We start from the raw sequence: 25,716 nt of genomic DNA on the forward strand, positions 1-25,716 counted from the left end.
GAACGGCGCGACGACATGCACGAGGCCTTCCTCGGCCTCGCCGCCTGCCTGATCACTCACCGCCACGTCCAACGCCTTTGTTAGGACCTCTTAGAGCGAGATGGCTGCGGTCCGCCCCCCGGCGGCGGTTCCGGGCGAGCCAGACCACCAGCGCCACCACCTGCTCGTCCGCCGTTGAGGAGCTGCCACCCGAGGGGCGGCCGGGGTAGTGCCGGTGGTGAGCAGGGAGCAGCGGGTTTGGACGGCCACGCCAGCGTTCGAGATGGCGCGCCGAAACCTCGACGCCGTGCTGCGCCGCGAGGTCGATCAGCCGTCGGTCGGCGGGGCTCGGGGAAGTTCTGGCCATGGGCCGAACGTAGTGCCGCCGCGTGCGCTTCGGCCCGGCTGTGGTGAACACCAGACGGTCGACTGCGGCCCGGTGTAGTGTCCGCCCGCCGTAGAACCCCCCGAGGTTCTCCTGGTTTGGGCGGAACGCCACTTGCTTCGATGAAGCCACGAGACCGGAACAACCGGCGGGTGGCGCCAACGCGCGCAGGAGGGGCAGGAGATGGCAACAGACTCTATGAGCGCGGGGCGCGTCCGTAGCGAGCATGGGGAGCGCCGTAAAGCAGCTAGAATTCGATGGCGGCGGTACCTGCGGATGGCCGGCGTCAGTGCGCTAAGGGGCGCGTCGTCGGCGGCGGGGGCGGCGGCCGTCAGCGGTTCGCTGTGGTGGCTGGGCCATCGGTGACGGACTGTGTAGGCAACAGGAACGGGGTTGTGCTGACCTGCGCCCAGCTCGGAGGGTGCTGTCCTGCAATCCTTCCGCAGATCTCTGGCTGCGAGTCCACGCCGACTACCTTCTCGCCTCTTGCGTCTACGGGACATCAGAGCAGCACGAGAGATCAGGGCGCCTGCTTACCATTCGATGGGGCCTTGATCACGGTTGGTCGGGCCAGGGGAGAGGAAGGCGATCGATGGCGCTGCAGACCGGGCTCTACTACCCGTACGTTCACTTGCGCGACGAAACCTGGGTGAAGGCGGCGGCGCTGTACTGGCGCAACCTGGCCCGCGTGGTGCCGGCGGGATTTCCCGTGCGAGACCGCGCCGTCGTCAAGGAGCTCAACGAGGGCTCGGGGTTCCTCGTAGACCGGGATCCACGCGCGGCGGCCGAGGCGGTCGCGCCTGCGTTCATCGCGGCAGTTCGGGACAACGCCGAGGCCCTGCGCTCCCGCCTCGCCGTGGAGGACCGCCGGTTCACCTCACGGTGGCAGTCGGCCCCGACACACGCACCGACCACCCGGGACCTGACCGGCCTCTACCCCGAGGAGGTCCCCGAAGAACTGGAGGCCGCGCTACAGGAGGCCGGACTGTCCTACCGGGACTGGCGGCAGACGGTCGGGCACCAACAGGTGTCGTGGGTCGTCGTGGACCCAGCCTTCGCCTGGGCGTACAAGTGCGCGATCACCGAGGAACTGGCGCGCCGGACGGCGTTCGCCCCGGTCACCGACCAACTGGACGCCACCCTCGCCACCGGCGACTGGAGCGCGGAACGCGTCGCCGACACGCTCTTGGGGCGCGCCGTGCCAGCCATCGGCCGCGAGACGGCACAGACCAGGATGGCCATGATGGCCGTGCGGTGCGTCCTCCCGGCCGATCTGCGCCACGTCCCCGCAGACAAGATCGTCCGTCTGCGGACTCAGTATGCCGACGAATTTGCCGCGTTCTCCGCGGCCGTCGAGGCGGCGACCGCCGACGTGATCGGAGCCACCCACGAGGTTACCGACCGTGCCGCCTTCGAACTGCACCTCCAGGGAGCGTTCGACCACCACCTCGCCCTGCCCCTCGACAAGCTGCGCAAGGCGATCAACGGCCTGAAGCTCGACACCGTCTACACCACGCTCACGATCAAGCCGGAGGTCTCCGTACCAGGGGCCGGACTCGCCTGGCTTCTCGGAGGAGGGACGGCAACGGCCGTGGGCACCGGCATCGCGTTCGCCGCCCTCGCCACCCGCCAGGCCGCTGCCAGCGAACGCGACAGCAGGATCGCCTCCTCACCGGTGGGCTACCTGCTGCGCGTGGAGAAGGAGCTGAAGCCGGCCACGGTGCTCAAGCGTGCGGGCCGGGTCCTTGCACGTACTGCGGGTGTGGGGATCTGACGCCGAAAGCACGTGGGGCCCGCACCGCAACCGGCGGTGCGGGCCCCACGTGCTTCTGCTGATGGGCTTCGGTCAGAAGCAGGTATAGCGGACGACGCCGTCGACGGAGTCGACCGGAATGACGAGGCCGGCCTGGGAGAGGCGGCGCAGGCTCAGATGGACCGGGCCGCGACGGCGGCCCAGGTGGCGGGCGAGGTCACCGGCGCCGCAGGGGCCGTTGACGAGGCGAAGACGGTGCAGGACATCGGCGTCGGTGATCTTGTCCCATTGGGACGAGGCGAATCGGAGGCTGAAGACGGCGAGGGCCACGACCGTCAACTCCCAAGACGCGACACAGTGGTACTGGACGGCGTCGTACATCACGACTGCGGCGCAGGCGACGGCGGTCGCGACGCTTGCGCAGACCCAGGTGAGCACGGCCGTCCTGACGGCGAAGTTGTACGGGCGCGGGCGAGTGGAGGACTTCACGGCGGCTCCGGATCGGCGAGGGAGCGGTCGGCGCGGGAGTACGGGGCGGGCGGTCTCCTTTACCGGCACCGCTAGTCTGACGGGTCGCGCTGCTGCGGCATCCGGGCGGTGGTTGTCGCGGCCGCCACGGCGCTCTGGAGCCGCTGGAGCTTGATCTGGAGGGCAATCTGCTGGCCGCAGGTCAGGCCGAGCGCGAAGGCCAGGAGCCCGAGGTCGAGGACCGCGCAGACGGCTGCGGTGGCGGTGGTGGAGACGGCGCCGACGACGGCCAGGTAGCGGACCGTGGCGAAGTGGCGGGCGACGTCGGCCTCAGGTGCGGTGGAACTGGAGGTGATGGCGGACTCCTTGGCGAGGCTCAGCGGGTGGGGCGGTCGTACAGCGCCGTGATCAGGTCGATGACCAGCTCGACCGGGGCTTCGCGGTCGAAGGTCGCCTTCCACCCGGCGTCGCGGGCCGTGCCGGTGACAGCGATGGTCCAGGTGTCGGCGTTCGGGTCGTCGGGCGCGTAGCCGAGGTAGACGCCGGTGTCGGGGCTGGCCGCGTGGAGGCTGCCGCGCGGATCGATGACCCAGCTCCAGCCTCTGGCCGCGAGGACGTCGGAGATCAGGTACGGGCTGCCGGGTCCGACCAGCCAGGTCCGGTGCTCGACCGGACCGCCCGGCTTGAGGCCGGGAACGGTCGGGGCGGTGAACGCCACGGTCACGTGGTTGCCTTCCTGTTTGCGGGGAGACATCCATGTTTCCTTGGGTTCAGGGGCTTTGCGTAGTCGATCGTGTCTGCCCCAGGCGAACACCAAGTGCGCATCGGGCGTCGGCAGTTGCCGCGCTTCGAGGCGGCACGTGACGGCGCCGTCCGCCGGGTGCGGCGTCGGCCGAAAGCAGCGGCGATTGTGGGCGGGCTGCGGTACAACGGGGGCCGGTCCGACCGAGGGAAGGGAACGCCTGATGCGAAGGGCGAGCAGCGTTCGTTGCGGCCCGGGCGACAACTCGGCGCTGAGGCTCGCGCTGTGGGAGGCGTGGAAGCGCAAGTGCTACTTGTGCAGGAAACCGGTGGAGTTCGACAGCTGCCAGATCGACCACATCATCGCGAAGGATGTCTCCGACGACCGACTGCGCCACCTCAAGCGGCACTTCGGCCTGCGGGACAGCTTCGACCTGCACGACCCGCACAACCTCGCGCCGATCTGCGTCCCCTGCAACGGGCCGGCCGGCAAGGCCAACACCACCTCCGACTCGCCGGTCGTCCTGATCCAGCTGGACAGGGCGGCCAAGTACCGTCCTGCCGTCGTCGCACGCGTGGAGGGGCTCGGCCGGTCCGGCAAGGTCGCCGAGCACCTGCTGCAGGTCATCACGACGGACCTGAGCCGGCGGGAGGCCCGTGCGGAGTTCTTGGAACTCGCCCCCGCAATCGTCCAGATCCTGGCGATGGCCGGCGGGTCGGCGGACCACCTGTCGTTCGAGCATCTGGAGCTCGAGGTCGACACGTACGGCTCCGAGCAAGGAGTCAACGTCTCCCTCGACGAGCGGGGCCGCACAGCCAAAGCCCTGCTCGCTGGCGTCTGCGAGGCAGATCTCGGCGCCGCCCTGCGGGGGCCCGTCGTGCAACTGCTGCGCGAGGTCGACACACGCGTCGTGAAGGACCTGCAGTCCCTGCACGAGGACAACCCGTTCTGCGCCGGCCCGCCCGTGAGCGACTGGTTCGTCGTCGACGTGGAATCGCTCGACTTCCGGCGGGAAGGCCGGTTCGTGGAGTTCACCGTCCGCGGAGTCTTCGAGGGCAACCTGTCGGCGTCCTTGACACGAAGCGATTCACGGGGCGACGGGCTGGAGGATCTGCAAGGTGATGTGGTGGTCGCCGGCAGCTTCTCGACCTCGATGTTCTGGGACCTCACCGCTGCGCGGTCCGGCCTCGAAGCGGGGGACTGCCTGATCGACGAGTGGAAGCTCGACACCCTCTCCCTGCTGTGATCCACCGGGACGACGCCCCGGGCGGAGGTCGGTCCCCTGATCGGCGTGGAGGCGAGAGTCGTCGGAGTACTGCGATCGTGTCCGTCTCCAGGACGCCCGGTTCACCTACCGCGAGAACGCCGGTCGGATCCCGCCGCGGACGAAGGCTGGGCCGGACTGGGCCGAGGCGGAGGGTTGTGCCGAGCGGATCAGGGGGGAGCCGGCGTGGGCTGCCAGTGCACGGCTGCTGCCGCGTACGGGAGCGACCGGGGTCACGGTGGCGCACGCCGGAAGGTGCCTGAGATCGCTGCCCTCGCGGCGGACCGGGGCCGGGTTCACGACGGCGCCGTAGAGGCCGGCGACCAAGCGCGTCGGGGTGGCGGATGACGCGGTGATCCACCAGCGGTGCTCGTCCGTACCGCCGTTGACGATCCAGCGGGCGCTCGTTCCCGTCAGTTCGCTCGCACGGTCCAGGTCGCCGGGGATGTGGTGGACCTCGGCGTAGCCGTCGGGGGACTGCGAGAACGCGTGGGGAAGCCGCTCGTCCTCGACGGTGCTCCAGCCCGCGGCGAGCAGGGTCTCGCCGAAGGCGACCGGATGGTTGTCCGTCAGGTAGGCCGCAGGGCCTTCTGCGTGTACGCCGGCGAGAGTGCTGGCGAAGTCGGCCACGATCTCGGCCGGCGTGTGGTCGCTCATCGTGACGAGCCAGGCGGCCTCGCCGTGGAACGGGTCGTTGGCTGCGGTGGCCTTCCACAGCGGGCCCGGCGGCTCGGGGAGGAATCCGAAGCGGATGCGCAGGTCGGGACTGGCGAGGTAGACGTTGGCGACGTCGTCGCCGCCGTGGAGCCACCGGGCGGTGGTGAGGCGCTGCAGCGCGGTGTCGGGTATGCCCGCGCCGGGGGCGAGGTGGCGCGGGGCGACGTGGTACTCCCGCGAGGCGTTCAACGGGTGGTGCGGGGAGGACGGGTCGTGGGCCGGATCGGTCAGGGGAGCCTCCTGGAGGGCGGTGTCGTCGGTGTGCCGGAGGCCGGCCGGGGAGAGGGAGCGACGGTCGGCGGGCCGGCTGTTGCCCGTGTCGCTGTCGGGTGCGCGGCGAGGGCCCGCGCGGAGGCGGCCTGGCGGTAGGCGCGGATCATGGTGGGTGCGTGGGAGGCCCACACGGTCATCTCGTGCCACACCTCCGCGGCGGTCTCCTCGCGGGACAAGGAGCGATGGAGGTGCGAGTTGTCGCGAATGGTCGCGTGGGCCGAGGCATAGGCGCCGAACAGCTCGCGTCTGCCGTGCTTCAGGAGGTCGGCCTGCGCGGAGGCTTCGGTCGCGGGGCGAATGTGGAAGAGGAAGGCGGCACCGTACGCGAGGATCTGGGTGAAGTGCTGGTAGGCGGCGAGGTCGCGTTCGACGATGCGGGTGCCCCAGCCCTCGCTGTCGACGATGGCGCCGCTGTCGTCGCAGAACGAGTCGTTGACGCCGTCCCAGTCGTCCATGGCCCGCTGGATTCCTCGGACGGCGTCTTCGACCACGGCGATGGCCACGGCGGCCTGGATGGCGCGGTACATGCTGGGGATTGCGGGTCTCCTTGTCGCTCAACGGGTCCGGTGCCGCGCTTTGGGCGGAGGGCTACCGGCTGCGGTGGTGGCCACGGCGGGGCGCGGCGGTGGTGCCTTGCTGCGCAGGGCTGCGGCAGCGGAGCGGGCCGGTTCGGGCGGTGCGAGCGCGGTGACGACCGCGTAGGGCCAGTGGTGCGGGGGCACGTCCTCGGGGAAGCGGACCAGTGGCTCGGGGGCGGCGACGGCCTGGTACATCGCCGCGACGATCCGGGGCGGGGTCGTGGGCGAGAACCGGGCCGTCCAGTTGCGAGGGCTGTCTCCGGGACCGCCGTGAAGGCTGTATCCGGCCTCCTGGTCGGAGCGGCCGGAGGCGGTGGAACGCACCACGAGGCAGGCGAGGGAGTCCGGGGCTTCGTGGATCCAGGAGGAGCCGTCGGCGTGGGAGAGCCGCCAACCCGGCAGGGGTTCCCAGGCGTCGGGGGCGATGGTGCAGGGGCGTGGCCGGCCGTGGTGACCGGCCGGTTCGTCGCGCACGGCGGTGGCCACAGCGGTCAGGACGGGCAGGAGGATCTCGCCCGGGGTGTTGCGGCTGATGGCCGCCTTCCACAGCGGGCTGTGATCGTCGGCGGTCACCTCTATGGTCAGGGCCGGACCGCGGGTGGCCCACCGGAAGTCGAAGACCCGCGCGGTCGAGCACGGGCTCCGGGCATCCTCGCCGCGGTTCTGCAGAGCCAGGGACCAGCCGTGCTGCTCCCGCAGATGCCGCAGCTGCTGGTGGTAGTTCGAGTTCCAGCCTGCGACGTAGCGGGGCGCGACCGCCACTCGGCGGTCCCGCTGCTGATCGTCACCGCTCACCGGGCGTTGCCTGGCGGTGCCGCAGGAGGGGGAGCGGTGGCGGGCGGTGCTGCGCCAGGATGGTCGGCCGGGGCTGGCCGGGCCGGGGATGCGAGCGCCGCCTGCGCGCGGGCGGAGGTGCTGGTCCTGGGCCGGTCCCCGTCGCCGGGATCCGGCACCGGCAGGGCGTGGTCGGCGAGGCGGTACGCGTTGTCCAGGATGTCGGCCTGGGAAATGGCCTCGCGCCGGTCGAGGTCCTGCATGAAGGCGGGGATGCGGGGGTCCAGCGGTCCTGCGGCGAGGGGCAGGCCGTTGGCCCGGGAAATGGCGTGGACCATCTGGATCTCGACGAACGGCGCCCACCCCAGTTCGAGGGTAGTTGCACGGCAGATCTCCGGGCCGACGCCGTGCAGGGCATCGGGCAGGCGCCGGGCGCCCGGGAACCAGTAGTCTCTGTGCCGGTCCCGGCCGGTGTACCGGTTCTCCGTGCGGAACAGGCCCTGGCGGACGGCATAGCCGAGGAGTTCATGCAGGCCGATGTCGTGCAGCCACGATTCGGTGGGCGCTGGCAGGTCGGGGCGGAATCCCGGTGGGTTGGGGGCGGGGAGGAGGGGCGGTCCGTGTCCGCAGGCCAGCCGTGCTGCGGCGACCACCTCCTCCATGCGGGCGGAGGATTCCCGCTCCAGGCGGGCGAGGACCGGGGGCAGGCGTCCGTCGAGGGCGTGCTCGACGCGAGGGTCGGCTGCACGGGCCAGAAGCAGGGCGGCGTCGGCTGCCACGATGGGGGCGATGCCGGGGTTGAGGCTGGTGTGGTGAGCTGCTGCGTCGACCAGGACATCGATGAGAGGCGCGTGGCCGGCGCGCAGCTGGACCTCGCGCAGGACTTCGCGGGCGGCTGCACGTCCGTAGGTGTAGATGTCGGGGGCAGGGCTTGGACCGGGCGCTGGTGGCGAGTGCAGGGTGGCCTCCGGGGGAGAGCGGGATGTCGGTGTTTGTCAGTGCCCCGGGCGGCGGGCGGCGCGGTCGGGCGTCGGCGAGGACAGAACGGCGGTGGTGGACACCCGTGGGGCTGCGGAGACCGGGGCGGTGCCGCGGCTGCGGGCGGCCAGGGCGGCCGGGGAGCACGCGGCGGCGGGTGGACCGACGTGCACGGCGCCGAGGAACTGGGCGGGGATCCGGTCGGGACGGCGGACGACCGGGTCCGGGTCGGTGACGGCGAGCGCCGCGGCCCGTACGAGGTGCAGGGGTGTCAGCGAGGACAGGCCGATACGCCAGTGGTGGCCCGGCGCACCGGTGACGTCGATGGACGCTCCCCAGTGGGTGGTGTGCGCCAGCGCGTCGGAGACGGTGGTCGCGGGCGTGAGGAGGCCGTGGGTGATCCGGGCGCTGGTGTGCCCGTCGGGCGCCACCAGATGCAGGTCGGCGTCGTCGGCGTGGGCGATCCACCCGGCCGCGGTCAGTGGTTCGATCGCGTCGCTGACGCTCATGCCAGGGCCGGGAACGAACGTGGCCTCGGTGCTGAGGTCGATGTCGGCGGTCAGCGAGTCGGTGAGGTCCCGCAGCCACGCGGTGGTGATCTCGGACGGCACGGCGCCGCTGAACTCCGTGGTCCAGGCCAGCCGGTGGCCCGGCCCCTGCGGGCCTGCGGACACCTTCAGGTCCTGGCCGGGAGCAGTAGTGACGAGTGCCCGTCCGCAGGAGCTCTCCACCCGCCCCGGCCGGGTCCGGTGCCACAGCGCGGAGGCTGCCGGAAGGGGTGTGGACCCGGTGCCGGCGCCCGCCAGGCGGCGTGGCGAGACGAGAGCGCGGTGCGCGCTCCACAACGGTGTTGGGTCGGCCGAGACCCGAAGCCTGTGCGCGGTGGGCAGTTCGTCGAGGGGCCGGACGGCTGGCCGCAGCAGAGTGGCGGCGGCGGTCTGCAGGAGGACAGCTGGGGTGCGGGAGCTGAAGGTGATGGTCCAGGTGCCCCGCTCAGCCGCGCCGGTCAGCACGGTGGGGGCGTCGTCGGAGCCGAGGGGGCGGGTGAGCGCACCGAGGCGGTCGGGGGCCAGCAGGACCTCGTGGCCGTCCCGGTGCTGCGGTGCCCAACCGGCCCGGACCAGGACGCCGAGTGCGGCGTCCGGGCCGGGCATGGCGTACAGGACCTCCTGCGGCTGGTGCTGCAGGGCGTTCGCGAGGGCGTAGAGGACCGCCGCGGCGATCTCGGACGGTGCATGGTCGTCGAACGTGGCTGTCCACCCGGATCGGGTCCAGTGGCGGCTCGGCACGGTGACGTCCCACTGACCCGTCGCCGGTCGCCAGGCGAGATGGGCCTGGCCGTCGGGACTGACGAGCAGGATCTCGTCGCCGTCCGTGGGCGGGGGGACGCGCCAGCCGAAGTGGGTGACGAGGTTGAGACCGAAGTCAGGGTTGCCGCGGCCGGCCAGGTGGAGCGGGCGGACGAGAACATGGTCGGCGGGGGCAGTGGGCACGCGGGGCTTTCTGGTGATCGGCCCGGCGGTCAGCGGCCGGGCACGGAGGTGCGGGAAGCGGTTGCCGTCGGCCGCGCAGGCAGTGCGGCGGCTGCCAGGCTCGTGGAGAGGATCCGGGTGCGAGCCCTGGCGGCTCCGAGTCTCGGGGAGGGCACGGGCTCGGCGAGGGACTCTGCGGCACGGCGGAGCACGTCGTACTGATCGGCCGGAGACCGGGCCGACAGCCGGCGCAACCGGGCGGGGATACCGGGGTCGAACAGCGAACCGGTGGGAAGTCCTGCGGCGGACAGGACGGCCTGCACGGCGGCGGCCTCGACCAGCGGTGCCATGTCGTAGTCGAGTTCGACACGGTCGCAGACGTACTCGCCGCCACCGGCCAGGGCCTCCAGCACGTCGTACGACTCGTCCGCGAGGCGTAGTTCGGCGACGAGCAGCAGGGTGCGCACGGCGTGGCGCAGGACGGGGGAGTCGGTGCGGTGACTGGTGAAGGGCAGGTCCGCAGTGGAGTCGATGCCTGCGAGCAGTTGCCGGAGAGCCCGGTCGTAGCGGGGCAGGAGGCGGTCGGTGACGGCGGAGGCCGCGCGCGCGGGGTCCGGGTCGACCGCGATGCCGTGGGGTGCCAGGTCCTCGTGGTCGTAGGCGGAACCGAGGGCCTCGGGCAGCAGCGCGGCGACGATGTACTGCCCGGCGTGCGGGTGCGGCCGGGGGAGGACGAGCAGTTCGCGCCCGCCGGGGCCGCGCAGGAGCCCGGCGCGGTCGTAGACGACGGTCTGGAGAGCCCAGGAGGCGTGGGCGAGGTCCCACAGCCTGGCGTGGACGTTGTTGCGGGCGTCGCTGGTGGTGAGCGGGGTGGAGGACGGCGTCCACCGGTCGGGCAGACGGGATGCGAGTGCCTCGGTGAACGCGGCAAGGCTGTGCCGTCCGGGCGCCGGGGTGGGGGAAGTGGTCATGGTGTGGCCTTACGGGCGGATCGTGGCGACGGCGCGGGGTCAGCGGGTGCGGGTTCGGCCCGGGGCCGGGGGCGCGGCGGGACCGGGGGTGGGAGCGGTGCTGACGACGGGCCCCGCAGCACTGCGGGAGTTGCCGCGGGAGGCTGCCGCGGCGCGGGCGCTCGGCGAAGTGCGCGGCTGCGGGAGCGGTGCGTCGGGGTCCTGGGTCCAGGCGCGGGCGGCGCCGACGGTGGGGAAATGGCCTTCGCGCAGGGTGTACGTGTCGTCGTCTACCTGGCGCCGCTCGTGGAAGACCCGTACCGGCAGCTGCGGGTCGTCGGTGCGGGTGTCGGTGGCGATGACCCAGATGTCGTAAGGCTCGGTGGTGTACGTGTAGTCGTCGTGGACGGTGAAGCGCTCGGGACCGGTCTCGCGCAGCAGGGTCTCGACGCGCCGGGTCTCCCGGTCGGCGGGCCCGATGGGGGTGCGGGAGGTGAACCTGTCGGGGGCGGCCCCGCGGCCGACAAGCCAGTTCTGTGCCATCGCCACCAGCGGGAAGGAGGCGGATTCGATGGTGAACACGCCTGCGGTCCGGTCGCGTTCGACGTGGACGGCCCGCAGGGACGCGAGGCCCGGGACGTCCTGCCACACGTTGGCGGTGTCGAACGCGACGTAGAAGCTGCTGGTCTGCTCAGCGGTGTGCTGGTCGGACAGGGTGATCAGCTCGGTGGCGATGACGCAGAGATAGTCGGCGGTGTGCTCGCTGGCCGAGTCGCCGGGTTCCAGGTCGCCGATGCCGAAGTCGGCTGCAGTGCTGCTGGGGTGTGTCGGGATGGCGGGGGTCTTCCGGTGGTGGTCGGGTCAGCGCCGCCGGACGGGGGTCCGGGGCTGGTCGGTCGTGGAGCGGGGCGCTGCCGTCTGGGGGGCCGGTGCGGCGCGCCGGCTGCGGGCGAGGGCGGCGGAGCGTCTGGCGGTCGTGGCCGGAGGGTCCGTTGCCCGGGCTCGCAGCCAGGCCAGGGCCTCCCAGGCGTCGTCGGCGCGGTGCAGGCGCACGGTGTAGGTGCCGGCCTGCTGGTCACGGGTGATGCGGGCGGCCAGGACACTGTGCGGGCCTGCGCCCAGGAAGTTGCTCGCGGCGAGGCAGGGCTCGTGCTCCTGGGCGAAGACGAGGTCGCTGGCGAGCAGGATCCGGGCGTTCGCCATGTCGTCGACACCGGCCGCCTCCAGGCCCGCCAATCCGAAGTCGGCTCCGCCGGGCTCGGGCCCGTTCACCGGCCGGTGCGTCGGGACTGAGCTGTCCCGGGAGCAGGGGAGCTGCTGGCCGGCGGCAAGGGGTGTTCGGTGGTGGCCGGGGAGAGGCTCCGCGCAGTGGAGGCAGACACACGGTCGGCGGGGAAGTAGGTCCGGTGCCAGTCGCCGAGGGCGGTGTGCAGGTCGGTCAGGTGCCCGAGGAACTCGACCGATATCCGGTTGCTGGGCTCCTCCCCGTCCCGCTTCGTCCGGCTGAGGGTGTCCAGCAGGCGGGCGACGCCGTGGGAAGCTCCCCTGAGCGGGACCGGGAGACGCTGCATGGTGGAGACCGCGTCCAGGACGGCCGGATGACCGGCGATCTCCAGCGCCCGCTCGACGGTGATCCCGACATGATCCTGCGCGAGTTCGGGGGCGGCGGCGTAGGAGACTCGGAGGGCCGAGAGCCAGACCGGCCACAGCTCGCGGGCAGCCGTGGTGGTGGACTGCCGGCTGATGTCGTAGTCGCCGGTGCGGGCGAGGAGCCGTGCGTCCTGCAGCCGCCGCAGGTGCCGGCGGACTTCGGGTTCGTCCATGCTGTCCGTGGCGGGCGGGCCAGCGGCCCGGGCACCGGGGTCCTCGTGGTAGTTGACTGCGAGCAGGACCCGGACGGTGCCGGGCGGCGCCAGCAGTTGCAGGGCCTGCTGGGCGTGGTGAGTGGGCTTGCTGGCCAGGTGGTCTCCAAGGATTGGGCCGGCCGGTGGCAGGACGGGGCGTAGCCGGGCCGCAGCGACTGGTCGCGGTCTCGGGCTCATCGGCGCCGTGCTGCTCGGGGTTCGGCGGTCGGGGGCGGCGGGGAAGCGGCGGAGGGGCTCTCTGCCGCGGCGGCGGCGGTGCGCGTGCGGGCAGCGGTGGCCCGCGGGCTCTCGTCCGCCGGGGCGGTCGTCGCCCGGTACAGGTCGAGCAGGGCGGTCAGGTGGCGGTGGCGGTCGGCGCGTTGGGCCATGGCCGGGCCGAGCGCCGGGGAGACCGAATAGGCGGGCACGTCGCGCGGGTGGAAATCGCCGCTGGCGCCGAGGGCCACAACGTGGAGCTGGCTGCGCACGGCGTTCAAGGCCTGGAGCGAGAGGTCCGCGGCGGCCTGCACGTCCTTGTGCGCCTGGTCCAGCTGCGCGGCGGCCTCGACGATCCGGCGCACGAGCTGTCCGGCGGCGTGGTCGTCGCCGTAGCCCGGAAGCGCGCGCAGCCGGTCGACTCCGAGCTCCCGGAGGGCCCTGCCGGTCCCGATCTCGTGCCGCAGGAGCGGGCCCGGCGTATAGGCGACGGTGTACGGGGTGTCCGGGTCGAGGACGGTCCGCAGGCGCTCCAGGCCGTCCAGCCACTGCTCGCCGACCTCCCGCTGCCCGGCACGGTTCCACGCGTCCATGTCGAACTGCACGTCGCCGAGCACGCGGTCCAGGGCACGGGCCGCCATTGGACGCAGGTGCTGCGGCAGGTCGGGGATCGGCTGCTTCGGGCGGTAGCCGGAGGCGACGGCGTCCGCACCGCCCGGGTACTGGGCGGCGACGAGGAAGGCCGCCGCGACGGCCTCGTCCCGCAGGCGGTAGCCCTGGCCGCCGGCGAGGTAGCGGGTAAGACGCTCCTCGATGACGGCGTACCGCGCGTCGGGGAGGGCATGGTCGACCTCGTCCCCGAACTGCTCGGCGTGGTCGCTGTCGAACGGGCCGATGCCCCAGGTGCCCAACGGGTGGATCCTCCTCGGTGCGGGCGGTGCGCGCTCAGTGGCGCACCGCGCCGGTGGTGGGTGCGGGCGGGTCCGAAGCCGACAACCGCGCAGGCGGGTGGAAGACGGCAGGTGCGGCGGCGCCAGTGCGCGACAGCGCGGCCTCGCGGCGTGCGTTGTCGGCAGTGGTGTCGGGGCGTTCGGCCGCCTGCCGGTAGAGGAAGACGGCCATGCCGAGCTGTTCGACGGCAAGGTGGTAGCGGGCGGCCCGCGTCTCGATGTCGTTGCCGAGATTGCGCAGCAGGCCCCAGGACTCGACGTCGCGGTGGTCGCCGTTCAGGCTCCGGGTGACGCGTCTGATCACGAGGTCGGCAGCGCGGCGCAGTTCCTCGTCGGCGTCGTCCACACGCTGTGCGTGACGTGCGAGGGCCCGTGCCAGGCTGCGCAGTTCACCGGGTTCGGGGTGGAGATCTTCCAGCCCGTAGGTGTCGATGCCCAGGCGTTCCAGGACGATGAGCCGGCCGGCGAAGGCCGCTGTGCCGTCGACCTGGCGGGCGGGTGCCGGGCCGCGGGCCGCAGCGGTACTCATCGCCCCGCCCGGGGGACCTGGTCGATGCCGGCCATCGGCGCGGGGGCCTCGGGGCTCGCGGCGGCGGCCGGGGACGCCTGCCGACTGGCGGCGCCGACGACTGCGGCATGGAGGCGGGTGCCGGCTGCGGTCAGGCGCAGTTTCTGTCCCTGGTAGAGGCTGGTGCGGGTGTCGGCCTCGACGAGCTTGCGCTTGATCAGGGCAGTGACCGAGACGGCGCTGACGGGTTCGGACGTCGTGACCCGCGCACTGCTGCGGACGCTGCCCGCCTGGAGGTGGACCCGGCCACGGGCGACGGCGTCCAGCGCCTTGCGCTGCGCCTCGTTGAGCTTGGCGGGGCGCTGCGGCGCCTCGGCGGTACGGGCGGCGGCGGGGCCTTCCGGCTGGACGGGCGTCGCGGGTGGCCGGTTGGCCGAGAGGATCTTGTGGAGCTGGGTGAGGGCGTCCAGGTGCTGGTGGAGCTCGGCGCGCCGGGCGCAGAGCAGGTCGAGCGAGAGGGCGCTGCTGCCGAGCAGGCCGTGGGTCTGCGGCAGGTCGACGTCGTCGCCGTTGACGACGCGCTGCATGTCGCGGCGGATCGTGGAGGCCAGGGAGACCATGCTCTGTTGGACATGGTCGAGGCGGCGGGCGGTGCGGTGGATCTCGTCGGCGGAGCGGCCGAGCGGGCTGTCCTCGTCGTCGTGCCAGCCGGGGATCGCACTGAGCCGTTCGACACCGAAGACGGCAAGGACCAGTGCGGTGCCGACCTTGGTGGGGTCGGTCGCGGGCGGGCCCGCCGGTGGGGAGGGGAGGGTGCTCACGTGGCGTCCGTCGTCCGGGCGGCGACGGCGGCGAGTCCGGTCTCGACGGCCTCGGCGAGGGTGTCGACGAGTGGGGCGCCGGCGGTGGCGAGGCGCTGCGCGCTGTGAAGGCCGCCGGTGTGCAGGACGGGGAAAGCGCCCACCGCGTGGGCTGCGACGGCGTCGTCGCAGCTGTCGCCGATCACGACGACGCGCGCCGGATCGACGCCGGCGCCGAGCGCGCGCAGGTGTGCGGCCAGTGCCGGTGCCTTGCTGGTGACGGAGGGGCCGTGGCGGCCGTCGACGCGGTCCATCAGCGCGCCGATGCCCACGCGGTGGACCTCGCGCTCCAGCCGGTCGTGCGGGGCGAGGGACAGCAGGGACTGGCCGATGCCGCGGGCGCGCAGATGCATCATCAACTGCCGTACGCCCGAGCGCAGCCGAACCGGGCGGGCGTCCAGCGCCGCGAGGAACGCGGCGTCGTTGGCCTGCCATTCGGCGTCGGTGATCGTGCGGCCCAGCAGTTCGTCGTAGAAGGCGCGGATCGGCACACGGTGCTTGGCGCGGTAGTCCTCGACGGTGACGGGCCGGCCGCCGAGAGCCGGAAGAGTGGCGTTGAGCGCGGCGACGTGGTCGGCGACATCGTCGCGCACCGTGCCGTTCCAGTCCCAGACGACGCGGACCGGGGAGGTGATGCGGTGGGTCAAGCGGACTTCTCCCGAGGGGTGTCGGTGCCCGCGAACAGGTCGGTGCGGGCGATCAGGACAGCGGCGGCGAGGGCCGCGGCGAGGACCGGGACGGCGGCGACCGCAGCGGGGCCGTGTTCGGCGAGCCGCCCGGCCAGCGCGGTGCCCGCGGCTTGGCCGACGCCGATCACCGCGATCATCCAGGCGGCGGCCTCGGTGGCGGTGCCGGGTGGGGCGAGGCGGTCGGACAGCATGAAGGAGACGGCCAGCAGCGGCGAAAGGTACAGGCCGGGGCAGGCGCTGAGTGCCACGGTGGGAGCCGGGGCGTTGGTGAAAGCGAGGGGTGCGAAGAGAATCGCGTACCCGCCCGCGGCGCACAGCAGTTGCCGCGACAGCGGCATCGACCAGGGCGAGCGGGCGTAGACCAGGCCGCCGAGCAGGCTGCCGGCGGCGAGGGCGGCGGGCAGCAGCCCGGCGAGCCAGCCGCTGGCGTGGCGGTCGGCGAGAGCGACGGCCAGGACGTTGAAGCTGCCGAGGTTCACGCCGAGGAAGGTCATGGCCGCGAGCAGCAGAAGAAGGCCCCGTGAGCGCAGCGGACCGCTCCAGCGCACGGGCGCCCGCCTGGGCGACGCCCAGCGGGCGGGAATCTGGACCGAGACGGCCAGGCACCCGCCCGCACCGAGCAGCGCGGACGCACCCAGTGCGGCGGCAGGGGAGGCGAGTTGGCACAGGAGCGTCGCAACGAGGGGGCCTGCGACGAAGATCAGTTCCTGGCTGGCGGAGTCGAGGGCGAAGGCGACGCGCTGCGCGGCGTGGTCGGGGACCAGGCGCGGCCACAGGGCCCGCAGTCCCGGCTCGGTCGGCGCGGTGGCGGCGCCGGCGAGGACGGCGAGCGCGGTGGCGGCGAAGGGGTGCTCGGCGCACCCGAGCACGGCGAGTGCGGCGAACGCTGCACCCGTGACCGCGCCGGACACCGCGGTGACGGGGGCGAGGCGGGTGCGGTCGACGACCCGGCCGAGCAGGGGCTGGCCGATGGCGGCGGCAAGGCCGTAGAGGGCGGCGAGCAGGCCGCCGAGGAGGACGGGTCCGCCGTCGGCTCGGACGGCGAGCAGGAGCGCGACCGGTGCCATGGCGGTGGGCAGCCGGCTGACGAGGGTGCCGGCGAGCATCGCCGGGACGTGCGGTCGGGCGAGAACGTCGCGTAGCCCCGGGCGGGACGAACGGGCGGGGGTGAGGGGCATGCGGGAGGAGGTGTCTCCTGACGGGGCGGATCGGCGGGCGGCGGCTCAGGTGCCGGGGGCCTGGCGCAGCGCGGCGGCGGCGGCGCCGAGGTGGGCGGCGGCGCTGGTGAGCAGGACGGCGGCCCGCAGGCGCCCGGCCTGGACGAGCCCGGCGGTGTCGGTGATGCCGCTGTCGCGCTCGGCGAGCTGGTCGAGGACGGTGGTCATCGACCCGCCGGCGGATAGCAGCGACTGCAGGGCGGACTCGATCCGTGACAGGGCGGTGCGGTGCGTCGCGGCCGGCGTCTCGCCGACGTCGACCACGGCGGCGGCGGAGGCCGCGACGGTGGCCAGGTGCACCAGGACGTGCAGGAGGTTGCGGCTCAGCAGGAGCGCCGGGTCCTCGGCGTGGTGCGGCAGGTCGAGGGTGCGCGCCAGGGCCTGCACCTGCTCGGACTCCTCCGCGAGGTCGGCGGTGAGCAGGGCGTTCGCCTCGCGCTGGTCGGCGGCGGTCAACGGCTTCTCCGTACGGTCGGCTGGGCGGTGGCGGGTGCGACGACGGGGGCGCAGGGGCTGGCGGCCCGGGCGGCAGGAGAGAGGCTGCGGGCGGCGCGGTCGGGGTCCGGGCCGATGTCGAGGTGGCGGCGCATCCCGGCGGACAGGTCGCCGATGTGCCGTCGGACGGGGGACTCGGAGGCGAGGAAGCCGACGACCGCCTCGACCAGGATGTCCGGGCAGTCGCCCGCCATCGCCGCTTCCCAGCCCTCGCCGTCCATGCCGACCGTGACCAGCCACGCGCCGGCGCGTGGCGTGCACAGGACCTCCGCGAGACGGTCGGGGGAGACCATCCGCACGATGTCGGTGCCGTGCCATGAATCGGTGCCGCTCCAGCGGGCTTCGGCGAGGTCGTCGATGGCACTGCTGATGTCGGCGCGGTCGGGTGCACCGTCCACCGCGACCTGGGCGGCCTCGACCAGGGCCTCGGCGACGGCGGCGGTGATTTCGTCGGGTGCACCACCGCTCAGGACCGCTTTCCAGTTGGGCCCTTCGGCGTGGAGCACGTCGTGTTGCTGGAATGCCGCGGTGGTGGCGAGCACGATCCGAATGCCGCCCCGGGTGAAGCCCACGACCCCGTCCCCGGGCAGCGGGTCCCACCGCGCGTCGCGCAGGACACGGCGGGCAGAAGCGGTGGGAGTGGAGGTGGCGAGCGCCAGGTAGGCAGGCCGTACGCCGACGAGCGGTCCGCGCTGCCAGTCCGGCCGGAAGAGGTGCCCGTTATGGTCGAGGACTCCCTTGGCGGTTGCGGCGCGGCGCTTGCAAGATGCGTTGTCCGTGGGAACGGGGTGGGAGAGGGGTTCCATACGTGTCCTCAGCGCCGCTGGACGGCAGCGGAATTGGGGGTGGGGGCGGGGGGTGCAGGCTGCGGGGCCGGCTCGTGGCTGAAGACCAACGCCGGGGCGACCGAGCGCAGGGTGGCGGCCTGGGCGCGGACCGATGCCCGCTCGGCCGGGGACGGCGACACCGCCGCCGCGTGGGACGGCGCGGGCGTGCCCGCCGCCGACCGGGCGGGCACGGCCTTCGGGGCCGGCTCGGCGGGCGCGTGGACGCGGGTGCTGGTGCTGTGCGCCGGCCAGGAGCTGCGGTCCGCGGGCGGCAGGTGGCGCTGCGCCCACTTGGTCAGGGCCTTCAGGGGTTCGGACAGCGCCTGTCCGGCGGGGGTGAGCCCGTAGAGGTAGTTGCGCGCGGTACCGGTGCGTTCGACGATCCCGGCCTCCTGAAGCTGTGCGAGGCGCTGGTAGAGGTTGCCAGGGTGCATGCCCGCGGGCAGCGTGGTGTCGAGGATCTCGGAGGGGTACACCGGTTCGCCCTCCGCCGCCAGCGCCATGATCGTGGCCACGCTGTGGGTGCGGTTGAGCGTGGCCAGCGCCTGCTCGGTGTACGCGCCCAGGCCCGTGCCGGTCTGCGGGGCCTGCTGGTGGGCGGAGGCCCACTGGGTGAACGGGATCTGGACGAACAGGGCCTCGCGGCCGGCGCGGGTGAGTGTGACGGCGGCGCCCGCCGCCTCGTTGCTGCGGGTGAGCAGCCCGTCCTCCTCCATTGCCGACAGCCGGGAGGCGAGCTGGCCTTCGCTCATCCACGGCGTCTGCTCGGCGAGTTCGGCGACCGGGAGGGTGTCGCCGCTGCGCTTGAGGCGGCGCAGCACGGAGATCGTGTTCTGCGGGCCGAGGATCGACAGGGCGTTCTGCAGCCGCTGGGCCTGGGGGCGGGTGAGTACGACGGAGGTGGAGGCGGGCATGCGTGGTCCTTCGCGGTGATGGGTCGTGCGACGGGCAGGCGCGGGGGTGTCAGGCCGCAGGGCGTGCGGCACCGAGGAGTTGCAGGCGGCGGGCCGCCGTGTTGTAGACCTGGTGACCGCTGCGGGGGCCGGCGGCGACGAGGTAGATGCCGCCGGAGCGGGAGGCCGGGGCGGGCGGGCGCTCCTGGTAGACCAGGCGCCAGCACCGGTCGGCGTCGAGGTAGACCTTCCGGCACCCCGTCAGGTCCCACGGGCCGCGCCGCCCCAGGGCCGGTCCGCGCTGCTGGCAGGTCACCAGGCGGCGCAGGTGGTGGACGGCGGCGTCCTGGAGAGCGACGGGGAGGCTGCCGAGGTCGGTGAGCGCCGCCGGGTGGGCGTCGAATTCGAGGATCGCGGCGGCGGTCACGGGCGTGGGTCCTTGGTCTAGGCGGGCGGGCGGATCGGTCCCGGCTGCGGCAGGGAGTCTGGGTCGGTGAACACGGGTGCGGGCAGCAGGCGGTGGCTCAGGTGGTCGGGGTTGGTGGTGCACGCCGCGAACGGCCCGTCGGGGCTGCGGAGTTTGAGCAGCAGCGGCTCCAGGTGGTCGCGCTGCCACACGCTGGGGCCCGTGGCGCCGGAGCGGGCGTCGGTCAGCTCCTGCCAGGCCAGCCAGCAGTGGTGGATGCGGGCGAGGGCCTCGTCGTGCTCGGGCCAGCGGGTGCACCACGGCCGGCCGGAGGTGATCTCCTGTCCGTACACGGCGAGGAGGATGTGGTCGACCCAGGGCACCATCGTGGCGACTTCGGCGGCGAGCGCGTCGTCGTCGAAGGCCAGGATCGTCAGAGGGCCGGTGTCCGGGTCGTCGTCGGGAGCCTCGTCGGCGGGCACCTCGTCGGCCTCCTGCGGCTCGTACTCCTCGGAGAGCCGGTCGGCGACCACGGCGAGCGAGTCCCGTTCGGCCTGGAGCCGGGTCAGGGTGGCCCGCCACTCGGCGAGGGTCTCCGGAGTGACGGCGGGGCGTCCGGGCAGGTCGGCGGGGTCGGGGGGCGTCAAGGGCGGCTCCGGGAAGGTCGGGGGGTTCGTCGATGGGCAAGACTCTGCCCGCCGGCCAACTCCTTGTGCGGGAGATATCGGGTGGTGTATGGGCGTCGGAAATTCAGGCGGAATGGAATTGATGATTCCCGCACAGTGGAATTCCATGAGTCAGCAACTCCACTGCAAGGGAAGCCTGTTGTGAGACCACGCCATTTCCGAGGGCGGTGAGCTGGGCCGAGCGGGAAAGGCCTGTGATCTGCGTCACCCAGCCTTTTTCGAGGCCCATGACCCATTCCACGAATTCGGGCGAGAGGCGCCCTCTGGTATCGACCGGATCGGGTGCCGGGCGGGTAGCGGCCTCCCACCGGGCGATGGCCGGGGCGTAGTCGCCCCAGCGGCTCAGCTGCGCGGATCCGCGTCGTCCATCGGCAGCGGTGTCTGCCCCGGCAGCGGGATCGGGGTGCCGGCGCTGCGGCGCCCCGGCGCTGGCCGGTCCCGAGCCGGGGATGCCGGATCCATCCTCGCTGCGGCACTCGGCAGCGTCAGGTCGCCCCTGGAACCGCGTTGGTTCGGGCCGCCCTTCGTGCCGTCGGTCGCCCGGGGTGTCGGCAGCAGGTGCTCGACCAGGTCGCTCAGGTTCGGGCCGTGGCCGCCTGCCTTGCGCCGGTCCGGGTGCTGGGAGCCGCCGATGCTGCCGAGGTTCGAGGTCGGGGTGAGCAGCAGCGTGACCACATGTCCGAGGTCCTCCCGTCCGGGGTCCGGGCCCTTGAAGTCCCTCGCCCGGGGGGTCGGCAGGCCAGGCGGCGATGAAGACGCGCTCCCTGCGGTGGGGGGCTCCGACATCGGAGGCTCGTAGAACCTGCCACCGTGCATCGAGCCCCGCGTCGGCCAGGTCTGCGAGTACGGCACCGAGTGCCCGCAGAGAATGCTCATCGCCGGTGTCTCCCAGACACCACGGGCACGGTTCCACGTCGCCGTCGGAGGGCGCGTTGGCGGGGGTGGACAGCAGGCCGCGGACGTTTTCAAGAACCACCAGACATGGTTGAAGAGTTGAGATGGCGCGGGCGATGGTGTGCCACAGGCCCGAGCGGGTGCCCTCCGCGAGCCCGGCCCGGCCGCCGGCCACACTCACGTCGGTGCACGGGAACCCGGCGACCAGCACGCACACCGGCTCGACCCGGCTGAAGTCGACCTGCGTGATGTCGCCCAGGTTGGGGACCTCGGGCCAGTGGTGGTCGAGGATGGCGGCGGCGGCCGGGGCGGGGTCGGCGTGCCAGGCGATCGTGCCGCCGAGGACGGACTGGACGCCGAGGTCCAGGCCGCCGTAGCCCGAGCACAGGGAGCCGATCCGTATGCCGCCCGGCCCCGTCATCGGGGCTTCCGGGCGGTCGTGGCTGCGGCGGCGAGCGGGTCGCGGTGGGCAGTGCTCGTCGCGAGGCACTGCGCGGTGTCGGCGAGAGCGGTGGCGATGGTGTGGAGCAGGGCGGACTGCTCCTCGGCGGAGAGGGAGGAGGTGGGCAGGGGAGGGCTCCGGTAGGAGGTGTGTGGGGGAGGTCAGTGCCGCCGCGGCGCCGGGGACACGGCGTGCGGGGCGGGAGGCGCCGGATTCGGGGCACGGTCCTTGCGGAACGGGAGGCGCAAGGAGGTCCGAAGCCGGGCCGCGGCGCCGCGTTTGTCCGGTGCCGAGGCTGCGGCCGGTGCCGGGCGGGTGCGGGCGGCGCGCGGTGGCTGGATGTGCTGGCGCAGGTGGATGGAGGCCGAGGAGAGGGCCTTCGCGGCATCCCGGTACAGCCACTTGGCGTGGTCGACGGCGATCTCCGTCGCCGGCTGCCCCTGCGCGGCGAGGACCAGTTCCATCACCTCGCAGAGGCGGTGGTCGGCGAGGGCGGACGCTGAGGAGGCGCGGGCGGTGGCCAGCGTGCCGCGTCGGGCGGCGGCGGCATCGTCCGGGGCGGCGTACGGGGCGGGTTGTTCGGCGGCGGCCTGCAGGAGCGCGGTGCGGATCGTGCGCAGCGTGATCAGTTGCAGGACCACGAGCCCTACAGGGGGGAGGTGGCCGGCCTCCTGGGGCTGGGACCAGGAGGCCGCGGCGTCGTCCATGGAGTCGGCCAGGATGATCAGGTCGGGGCGGTCGGCGAGGGTGGGCAGGAAGCGCTCCAGGTTCAGCGGTTGCGGCGAAGCGGGATGACGGGCGCTGTGGGGGCGGCGTCGCCGCGGGAGTCCGGGCCCGCGGGTCGGGCGCTGACGACACGGGAGCGGGCCAGCGCCGCGCCTGCCTGCGCGCCGCGGTGGCTCGACAGGTCGGTGACGGCGGCCACCGGTCCGGTGGACACGCGGTCGGCGGCCGAGCTGAGCTCCCGCGCGGTGGTCGTGACAAGTGCGCGCGCGACGGAGTGGGCGTGGCTGGCCTCGGCCGGGGATGCGGCGGCGGGCGGTGCGGTCAACAGCCGGTGCGCGGAGTCGGCGACGACGGCCAGGGCCTGGGCGGCGCCGGCCACGGCGGCGGCGAACGCGGCGAGCGCGGCCCGGTCGGCGCCGGGGTCGGCGGTGCGGAACAGTACCTCGTCACTGGCGTCGGCGGCGATGGCCACCAGGTGGGTCATGGGCCACGCCGTCTCGGCGGGGTGGCCGGCCGCCGAGGGCAGCAGCGTGCGGTTCACGGCCTCCAGCCGGTCGGCCAGGGAGCGCATCACCGCCGACGGGTCGGTGTCGATCAGGGCACTCCGATCATCGGGGGTGGACGGGGTCAGCGCCGGGCGGAGGGAGCCGTCGCGGTGGCCGGGGACTGCGAGACGATCCGGGTGGCACCGGAACGGCGGGACGCCGCCTCGGCGGTGGCGGCGGCTTCCTCGGCGAACCCGGACGGCACGATGACCAGGGGCTGCTTGCGGTACTCGGCACGCGCGGCGAGGAAGCGTGCGGCCTTGCCGTCCGGGTCCGCCAGCGCCTCCTGCTCGCGGGCGAGTTCGCGCTTGCGGACCTGGGCCAGGCCCGTGCGGAAGCGGCGGATCGTGCTGATGGTGTGCGAGAGCATGCCGTCGACCTCGGCGAACTGCTGGGCCACGCGGGCGTCCAGGCCCGGGGAGTAGAAGTGCGAGCGGGTCTCGCCGCGGGGACGGACCTGGTTCGCGAGGTCGCAGGCCTGGTCGAGGAGTTCGGTGAGCCTGTGCAGAACCGGGCTTGCCCGGGTGGCGGCGAAGGTGGGCCCCCAGTCCTCGCCGACGTTTGCCACGGCGGGCCCAGTGCGGTGCGACAACTGGGCGCGCAGCAGGCAGGCCACGGCTACGTAGTCGGCGAGCGCGCCGATGTCGCGGGCCAGCAGGTCCGGAACCTTGGCGGGCGGGGCCTTGGCGGTGTGCCGCAGGTCGCGGCGGATCTGAGCGAGCTTCGTGGCGAGATCCGCGAGGCGTTGGACGTCGTCGGCGCTGATGCCGCTCATCGCCGGCGCCCGCCTGTCTGCGCGACAACGCCCGCTGCGGCGGCTGGCGCCGCAGAGACCGGGCGCCTCGGGCCGGCGGCGGTGGAGGCCTGCCGCGGTGCCGGGGAGGGGAGTTCGGCGCGGATCTCGGTGATCTGGCGCCAGCCGGCGACCAGGGCGTTGTGGGCCAGGGCCGCCGAGTTCAGCACCTGGTAGCCGAGCGCGTCCTCGCGTACGTCGGGCGTGCGGCCGGTGCCGTTGTCCTCGGGGCCGCATTCGAGGGCGACGGCGGCGTCGAGCGCGTGGGCGAGGTGGCGGTGGGTCCGGGCGGCATGTGCCCGGGCGACCTGGAAGCCGCGGGCGGCCGTGGCCCGGGCCGGGTCGGTGGGCCCGGCCTGGAGGGCCGCGGTCCGGGTGGAGCAGTGCCGCAGCACGGTGAGCATGTGCTCGGCCCCGTCGGCCAGGGCCGCGGGGGTGGGCACGCCGGGGTGGCCGGGCATCGTGTCGGCGCTGTTGAGGGCCTCGGCGACATGGGCCATGACGTTCGCGAGCATGACCAGCTCGGTGTCGAACCCGGGGGTCGTGGGTGGGGCGATGGAAGGCTCCGGAGGTGAGGGCGGCGTCAACGGCGGGGTCCGGCGGCGGTCGGCAGGACGGCGGGCGTCGCAGCCGGGTGCGGGGCGGTGATGAACGCGGCTGCCGGGTGGGCCGCGGTGCTGCGGGCGACGGCGGCTCGCAGGCGGCCGGGAGGCAGCGCGGCACCGTCGCGTCCCGAGCGTGCTTCGCGCCGCAGGCCCTCGCCGGCGTCCTCCAGGGCGAGCCGGGTCCGCGACAGGGCGAGGTTCAGCTCGCGCCCGGCCCGCTCGCGCACGTCTTCGGCCCGTGGGCCGTCGAGGCCGTCCACCTCGTAGAGCCGGGCGGCCATCGCGCTGGCCCGCCCGACGGTGGCGAGGGCCTCGCCGACGCGGGCGGCGGCGTCGGCCAGGGCGCGGGCCAGGGCTCGCTGCGCGGTGTCGGCGTTCGGGGCGCCGGTCAGAGCGGCGGCGGTCCCCAGCAACACCTGGTGCTGTTCACCGATCCGCACCGCGTGCTCACGGAGTTCTGCCACCGAGGGCGGTCCCTGCTCGCGGTAGGCGCCGGGGAGGGCGGCGGTCAGCTCGTCGATGGCGGTGGCGGCGGCCCGCAGTCGGGTGGAAGCGGGACTGGGCGGCCGGACGGGGGTGGGCATCGGGGTCCTTCGGCTGGGAGAGGGGAGAGGTGGGCAGCGGTTCAGTGGCTGCTGCGGATGGGCGCGCGGACGCAGGCCGCCTGCTGCGCGGGCGACGCAGGTCCGCTCGTCCCGGTGTCGGGGACGGGGGCGAGTGAGCGGGCGCGGGCCGCGTCGCGGCGGTGCTCCGGCTCGCCGGGTTCGCCGACGGGATTCCCGTCGGTGCCTGCCGCGCCGGTGGCGGTACGCCAGCGCTTCTGCACCGCCTCCGTGCCGCGCAGGGTGCGCAGGGCCGATCCGAGGAGACGGGCGGCGGGCAGCGAGGCGTCGAGGGACAGCATGCGCACCGTGCCCGCCGCGGTGAGGGCAGAACGCAGGACGGAGGCCTGGAGGACCTGTTCGGCCCAGTAGCCCGGATCGCCGCTGAAGCCGGCCCGGGTGACGGCGCGCACGGCGTCGGCGGTGGTCGCGCCCGAGGCCAGGTCTCCGTGGTGCTGGACCTCCCACAGGACGGTCAGCGGGTCGATCGGATCGCCGTGGTGGGCAAGGGCGGCGACGGCCCGGTAGACGGCGCGGTGCCCGCGGTCCAGGAAGTCCGCCGGGTGCAGCCAGCGGGAGATGTCCCGGACCTCGCGCGGGAGGGCAGTCAGGGACGCGAGCAGGGACGCTTCCTGCCGCAGTGCTTCCTCGACGTCGGCTGGGGGGAGTTCGAGCGGCCACGGGCCGGGAAGGGCGCGCGGGCTCTCGTCCAGCGACCCCCAGGCTTCGGCGAGTTGACCGATGGCGGCCCGCAGGGCGCCGGTGAGGTGGAGCGTGCCGTCGACGGCGCCGGTGCGGGCGGCGGCCAGCAGCCGGTGGGCGTGCTCGTGGACCTGCCTGCGGACCGCGGTCTCCAGCACCATCCGGCCGTACGCGGCGGCGTGGCCGGTCACGGGGCATGCTGCGATCAGCGTGTGCCCGTACCCGGGTGTGAAGCCGGGGCTGGCCTCGGCCGCCGAGGCCATCGCCTGCGTCGCCCAGGCGGAACTCGCCCCGTCGGTGTCCGGGGGAGGATCGGGGTGCCCGGCGGCGTCCTGGGCGAGCAGCACTTCGAACAGGGCGGCGTGAGCGGGCCGGTAGAAGTGCTCCGGTCGCAGCCAGCCGGCCACGTCCCGCAGCCGCTCCGGCGCTAACAGGATCGCGCCGAGGACCGCCTGCTCGGCCTCCATCTGGGGGTTCACCGCG

General features: G+C 73.7%; 31 protein-coding genes and 1 pseudogene. 2 read left to right on the forward strand and 30 right to left on the reverse strand.

Annotated elements, in window-relative coordinates:
• Positions 1–956: 956 nt before the first annotated feature.
• Positions 957–2,138, forward strand: coding sequence for a DUF6236 family protein (locus ABT263_RS20990; RefSeq protein WP_352292083.1), 1,182 nt, complete (start codon positions 957–959; stop codon positions 2,136–2,138).
• Between the two features lie 72 nt (positions 2,139–2,210).
• On the opposite strand, the gene ABT263_RS20995 is transcribed toward ABT263_RS20990, so the two are convergent.
• The 3 genes from ABT263_RS20995 to ABT263_RS21005 form a co-directional block, all read right to left on the reverse strand.
• Positions 2,211–2,606 carry a hypothetical protein gene (locus ABT263_RS20995; RefSeq protein ID WP_352292085.1) on the reverse strand — a complete coding sequence of 132 codons (396 nt, stop codon included), beginning with the start codon at positions 2,604–2,606 and terminating at the stop codon, positions 2,211–2,213.
• Between the two features lie 71 nt (positions 2,607–2,677).
• Positions 2,678–3,046, reverse strand: a complete 369-nt coding sequence (locus ABT263_RS21000) for a hypothetical protein (protein WP_352292087.1) — start codon at positions 3,044–3,046, stop codon at positions 2,678–2,680.
• A complete protein-coding gene (locus ABT263_RS21005) occupies positions 2,962–3,309 on the reverse strand; it encodes an SPDY domain-containing protein (protein WP_352292089.1) in 348 nt (115 codons plus the stop codon). The genes ABT263_RS21000 and ABT263_RS21005 overlap by 85 nt, the downstream gene beginning before the upstream one ends.
• A 346-nt stretch (positions 3,310–3,655) precedes the next feature.
• Here ABT263_RS21005 and ABT263_RS21010 point away from each other — a divergent pair, with 346 nt between their 5' ends.
• Positions 3,656–4,573, forward strand: coding sequence for a hypothetical protein (locus tag ABT263_RS21010; protein ID WP_352292091.1), 918 nt, complete (start codon positions 3,656–3,658; stop codon positions 4,571–4,573).
• A 105-nt stretch (positions 4,574–4,678) separates the two neighbouring features.
• On the opposite strand, the gene ABT263_RS21015 is transcribed toward ABT263_RS21010, so the two are convergent.
• The 27 genes and pseudogenes from ABT263_RS21015 to ABT263_RS21145 all read right to left on the reverse strand — a co-directional run bounded on the left by ABT263_RS21015 (position 4,679) and on the right by ABT263_RS21145 (position 25,712).
• Positions 4,679–5,497, reverse strand: coding sequence for an SPDY domain-containing protein (locus tag ABT263_RS21015; RefSeq protein ID WP_352292093.1), 819 nt, complete (start codon positions 5,495–5,497; stop codon positions 4,679–4,681).
• Between the two features lie 38 nt (positions 5,498–5,535).
• Positions 5,536–6,108: a hypothetical protein gene (locus ABT263_RS21020; protein ID WP_352292095.1), complete on the reverse strand. Its 573-nt coding sequence runs from the start codon at positions 6,106–6,108 to the stop codon at positions 5,536–5,538.
• Positions 6,109–6,135: 27 nt separating this feature from the next.
• A complete protein-coding gene (locus ABT263_RS21025; RefSeq protein WP_352292097.1) occupies positions 6,136–6,954 on the reverse strand; it encodes a DUF317 domain-containing protein in 819 nt (272 codons plus the stop codon).
• Positions 6,951–7,712, reverse strand: coding sequence for a hypothetical protein (locus tag ABT263_RS21030; RefSeq protein WP_352292099.1), 762 nt, complete (start codon positions 7,710–7,712; stop codon positions 6,951–6,953). Before ABT263_RS21030 ends, ABT263_RS21025 begins: the two co-directional genes overlap by 4 nt.
• 216 nt (positions 7,713–7,928) lie before the next feature.
• On the reverse strand, positions 7,929–9,404 hold the full coding sequence (locus tag ABT263_RS21035) for a DUF317 domain-containing protein (protein WP_352292101.1): 1,476 nt from the start codon (positions 9,402–9,404) through the stop codon (positions 7,929–7,931).
• Positions 9,405–9,433: 29 nt separating this feature from the next.
• Positions 9,434–10,354, reverse strand: a complete 921-nt coding sequence (locus ABT263_RS21040) for a hypothetical protein (protein WP_352292103.1) — start codon at positions 10,352–10,354, stop codon at positions 9,434–9,436.
• Positions 10,355–10,393: 39 nt separating this feature from the next.
• Positions 10,394–10,984 (reverse strand): hypothetical protein, encoded by a 591-nt coding sequence (locus tag ABT263_RS21045; protein ID WP_352292105.1) that lies wholly within the window; start codon positions 10,982–10,984, stop codon positions 10,394–10,396.
• A 210-nt stretch (positions 10,985–11,194) separates the two neighbouring features.
• Positions 11,195–11,605, reverse strand: a complete 411-nt coding sequence (locus ABT263_RS21050) for a hypothetical protein (protein WP_352292107.1) — start codon at positions 11,603–11,605, stop codon at positions 11,195–11,197.
• Positions 11,602–12,375 (reverse strand): hypothetical protein, encoded by a 774-nt coding sequence (locus tag ABT263_RS21055; protein WP_352292109.1) that lies wholly within the window; start codon positions 12,373–12,375, stop codon positions 11,602–11,604. The genes ABT263_RS21050 and ABT263_RS21055 overlap by 4 nt, the downstream gene beginning before the upstream one ends.
• Entirely contained in the window at positions 12,372–13,304 is a 933-nt protein-coding gene (locus ABT263_RS21060; protein ID WP_352292111.1) for a DUF4259 domain-containing protein, read from the reverse strand. The genes ABT263_RS21055 and ABT263_RS21060 overlap by 4 nt, the downstream gene beginning before the upstream one ends.
• A gap of 34 nt (positions 13,305–13,338) precedes the next feature.
• Positions 13,339–13,872, reverse strand: a complete 534-nt coding sequence (locus ABT263_RS21065; protein WP_352292113.1) for a hypothetical protein — start codon at positions 13,870–13,872, stop codon at positions 13,339–13,341.
• Positions 13,869–14,672: a hypothetical protein gene (locus tag ABT263_RS21070; protein ID WP_352292115.1), complete on the reverse strand. Its 804-nt coding sequence runs from the start codon at positions 14,670–14,672 to the stop codon at positions 13,869–13,871. The genes ABT263_RS21065 and ABT263_RS21070 overlap by 4 nt, the downstream gene beginning before the upstream one ends.
• Positions 14,669–15,358, reverse strand: coding sequence for an HAD family hydrolase (locus ABT263_RS21075; RefSeq protein WP_352292117.1), 690 nt, complete (start codon positions 15,356–15,358; stop codon positions 14,669–14,671). Before ABT263_RS21075 ends, ABT263_RS21070 begins: the two co-directional genes overlap by 4 nt.
• Complete coding sequence (locus tag ABT263_RS21080; RefSeq protein ID WP_266276256.1) at positions 15,355–16,578, reverse strand: MFS transporter; 1,224 nt, start codon at positions 16,576–16,578, stop codon at positions 15,355–15,357. The genes ABT263_RS21075 and ABT263_RS21080 overlap by 4 nt, the downstream gene beginning before the upstream one ends.
• A gap of 45 nt (positions 16,579–16,623) precedes the next feature.
• Positions 16,624–17,073: a hypothetical protein gene (locus tag ABT263_RS21085; protein WP_352292119.1), complete on the reverse strand. Its 450-nt coding sequence runs from the start codon at positions 17,071–17,073 to the stop codon at positions 16,624–16,626.
• On the reverse strand, positions 17,070–17,918 hold the full coding sequence (locus tag ABT263_RS21090) for a hypothetical protein (protein ID WP_352292121.1): 849 nt from the start codon (positions 17,916–17,918) through the stop codon (positions 17,070–17,072). The genes ABT263_RS21085 and ABT263_RS21090 overlap by 4 nt, the downstream gene beginning before the upstream one ends.
• Positions 17,919–17,926: 8 nt before the next feature.
• Positions 17,927–18,853: a winged helix-turn-helix transcriptional regulator gene (locus ABT263_RS21095; RefSeq protein ID WP_352292123.1), complete on the reverse strand. Its 927-nt coding sequence runs from the start codon at positions 18,851–18,853 to the stop codon at positions 17,927–17,929.
• Positions 18,854–18,902: 49 nt separating this feature from the next.
• Positions 18,903–19,259 carry a hypothetical protein gene (locus ABT263_RS21100; protein ID WP_266276264.1) on the reverse strand — a complete coding sequence of 119 codons (357 nt, stop codon included), beginning with the start codon at positions 19,257–19,259 and terminating at the stop codon, positions 18,903–18,905.
• 17 nt (positions 19,260–19,276) lie between these two features.
• A complete protein-coding gene (locus ABT263_RS21105; protein ID WP_238863374.1) occupies positions 19,277–19,885 on the reverse strand; it encodes a DUF4913 domain-containing protein in 609 nt (202 codons plus the stop codon).
• A 381-nt stretch (positions 19,886–20,266) separates the two neighbouring features.
• Positions 20,267–20,599, reverse strand: a complete 333-nt coding sequence (locus tag ABT263_RS21110) for a hypothetical protein (RefSeq protein WP_352292262.1) — start codon at positions 20,597–20,599, stop codon at positions 20,267–20,269.
• A 127-nt stretch (positions 20,600–20,726) separates the two neighbouring features.
• Positions 20,727–21,239 (reverse strand): annotated as a pseudogene (locus ABT263_RS21115) (DNA cytosine methyltransferase); the annotation flags it as partial.
• Positions 21,240–21,421: 182 nt separating this feature from the next.
• Positions 21,422–21,967 (reverse strand): hypothetical protein, encoded by a 546-nt coding sequence (locus ABT263_RS21120; RefSeq protein ID WP_352292125.1) that lies wholly within the window; start codon positions 21,965–21,967, stop codon positions 21,422–21,424.
• Positions 21,968–22,029: 62 nt separating this feature from the next.
• A complete protein-coding gene (locus ABT263_RS21125; protein WP_352292127.1) occupies positions 22,030–22,560 on the reverse strand; it encodes a hypothetical protein in 531 nt (176 codons plus the stop codon).
• Positions 22,561–22,613: 53 nt separating this feature from the next.
• The gene (locus ABT263_RS21130; protein ID WP_352292129.1) at positions 22,614–23,306 is read right to left on the reverse strand and encodes a hypothetical protein; all 693 of its coding nucleotides are present in this window, start codon (positions 23,304–23,306) and stop codon (positions 22,614–22,616) included.
• Positions 23,303–23,839, reverse strand: coding sequence for a hypothetical protein (locus ABT263_RS21135; protein ID WP_352292131.1), 537 nt, complete (start codon positions 23,837–23,839; stop codon positions 23,303–23,305). Before ABT263_RS21135 ends, ABT263_RS21130 begins: the two co-directional genes overlap by 4 nt.
• 68 nt (positions 23,840–23,907) lie before the next feature.
• A complete protein-coding gene (locus ABT263_RS21140; RefSeq protein ID WP_352292133.1) occupies positions 23,908–24,513 on the reverse strand; it encodes a hypothetical protein in 606 nt (201 codons plus the stop codon).
• A 41-nt stretch (positions 24,514–24,554) separates the two neighbouring features.
• A complete protein-coding gene (locus ABT263_RS21145; protein ID WP_352292135.1) occupies positions 24,555–25,712 on the reverse strand; it encodes a DnaB-like helicase N-terminal domain-containing protein in 1,158 nt (385 codons plus the stop codon).
• Between the last annotated feature and the right edge of the window lie 4 nt (positions 25,713–25,716).

The sequence above is a fragment of the Kitasatospora sp. NPDC001603 genome, from assembly GCF_040298365.1.
Lineage (GTDB): Bacteria > Actinomycetota > Actinomycetes > Streptomycetales > Streptomycetaceae > Kitasatospora.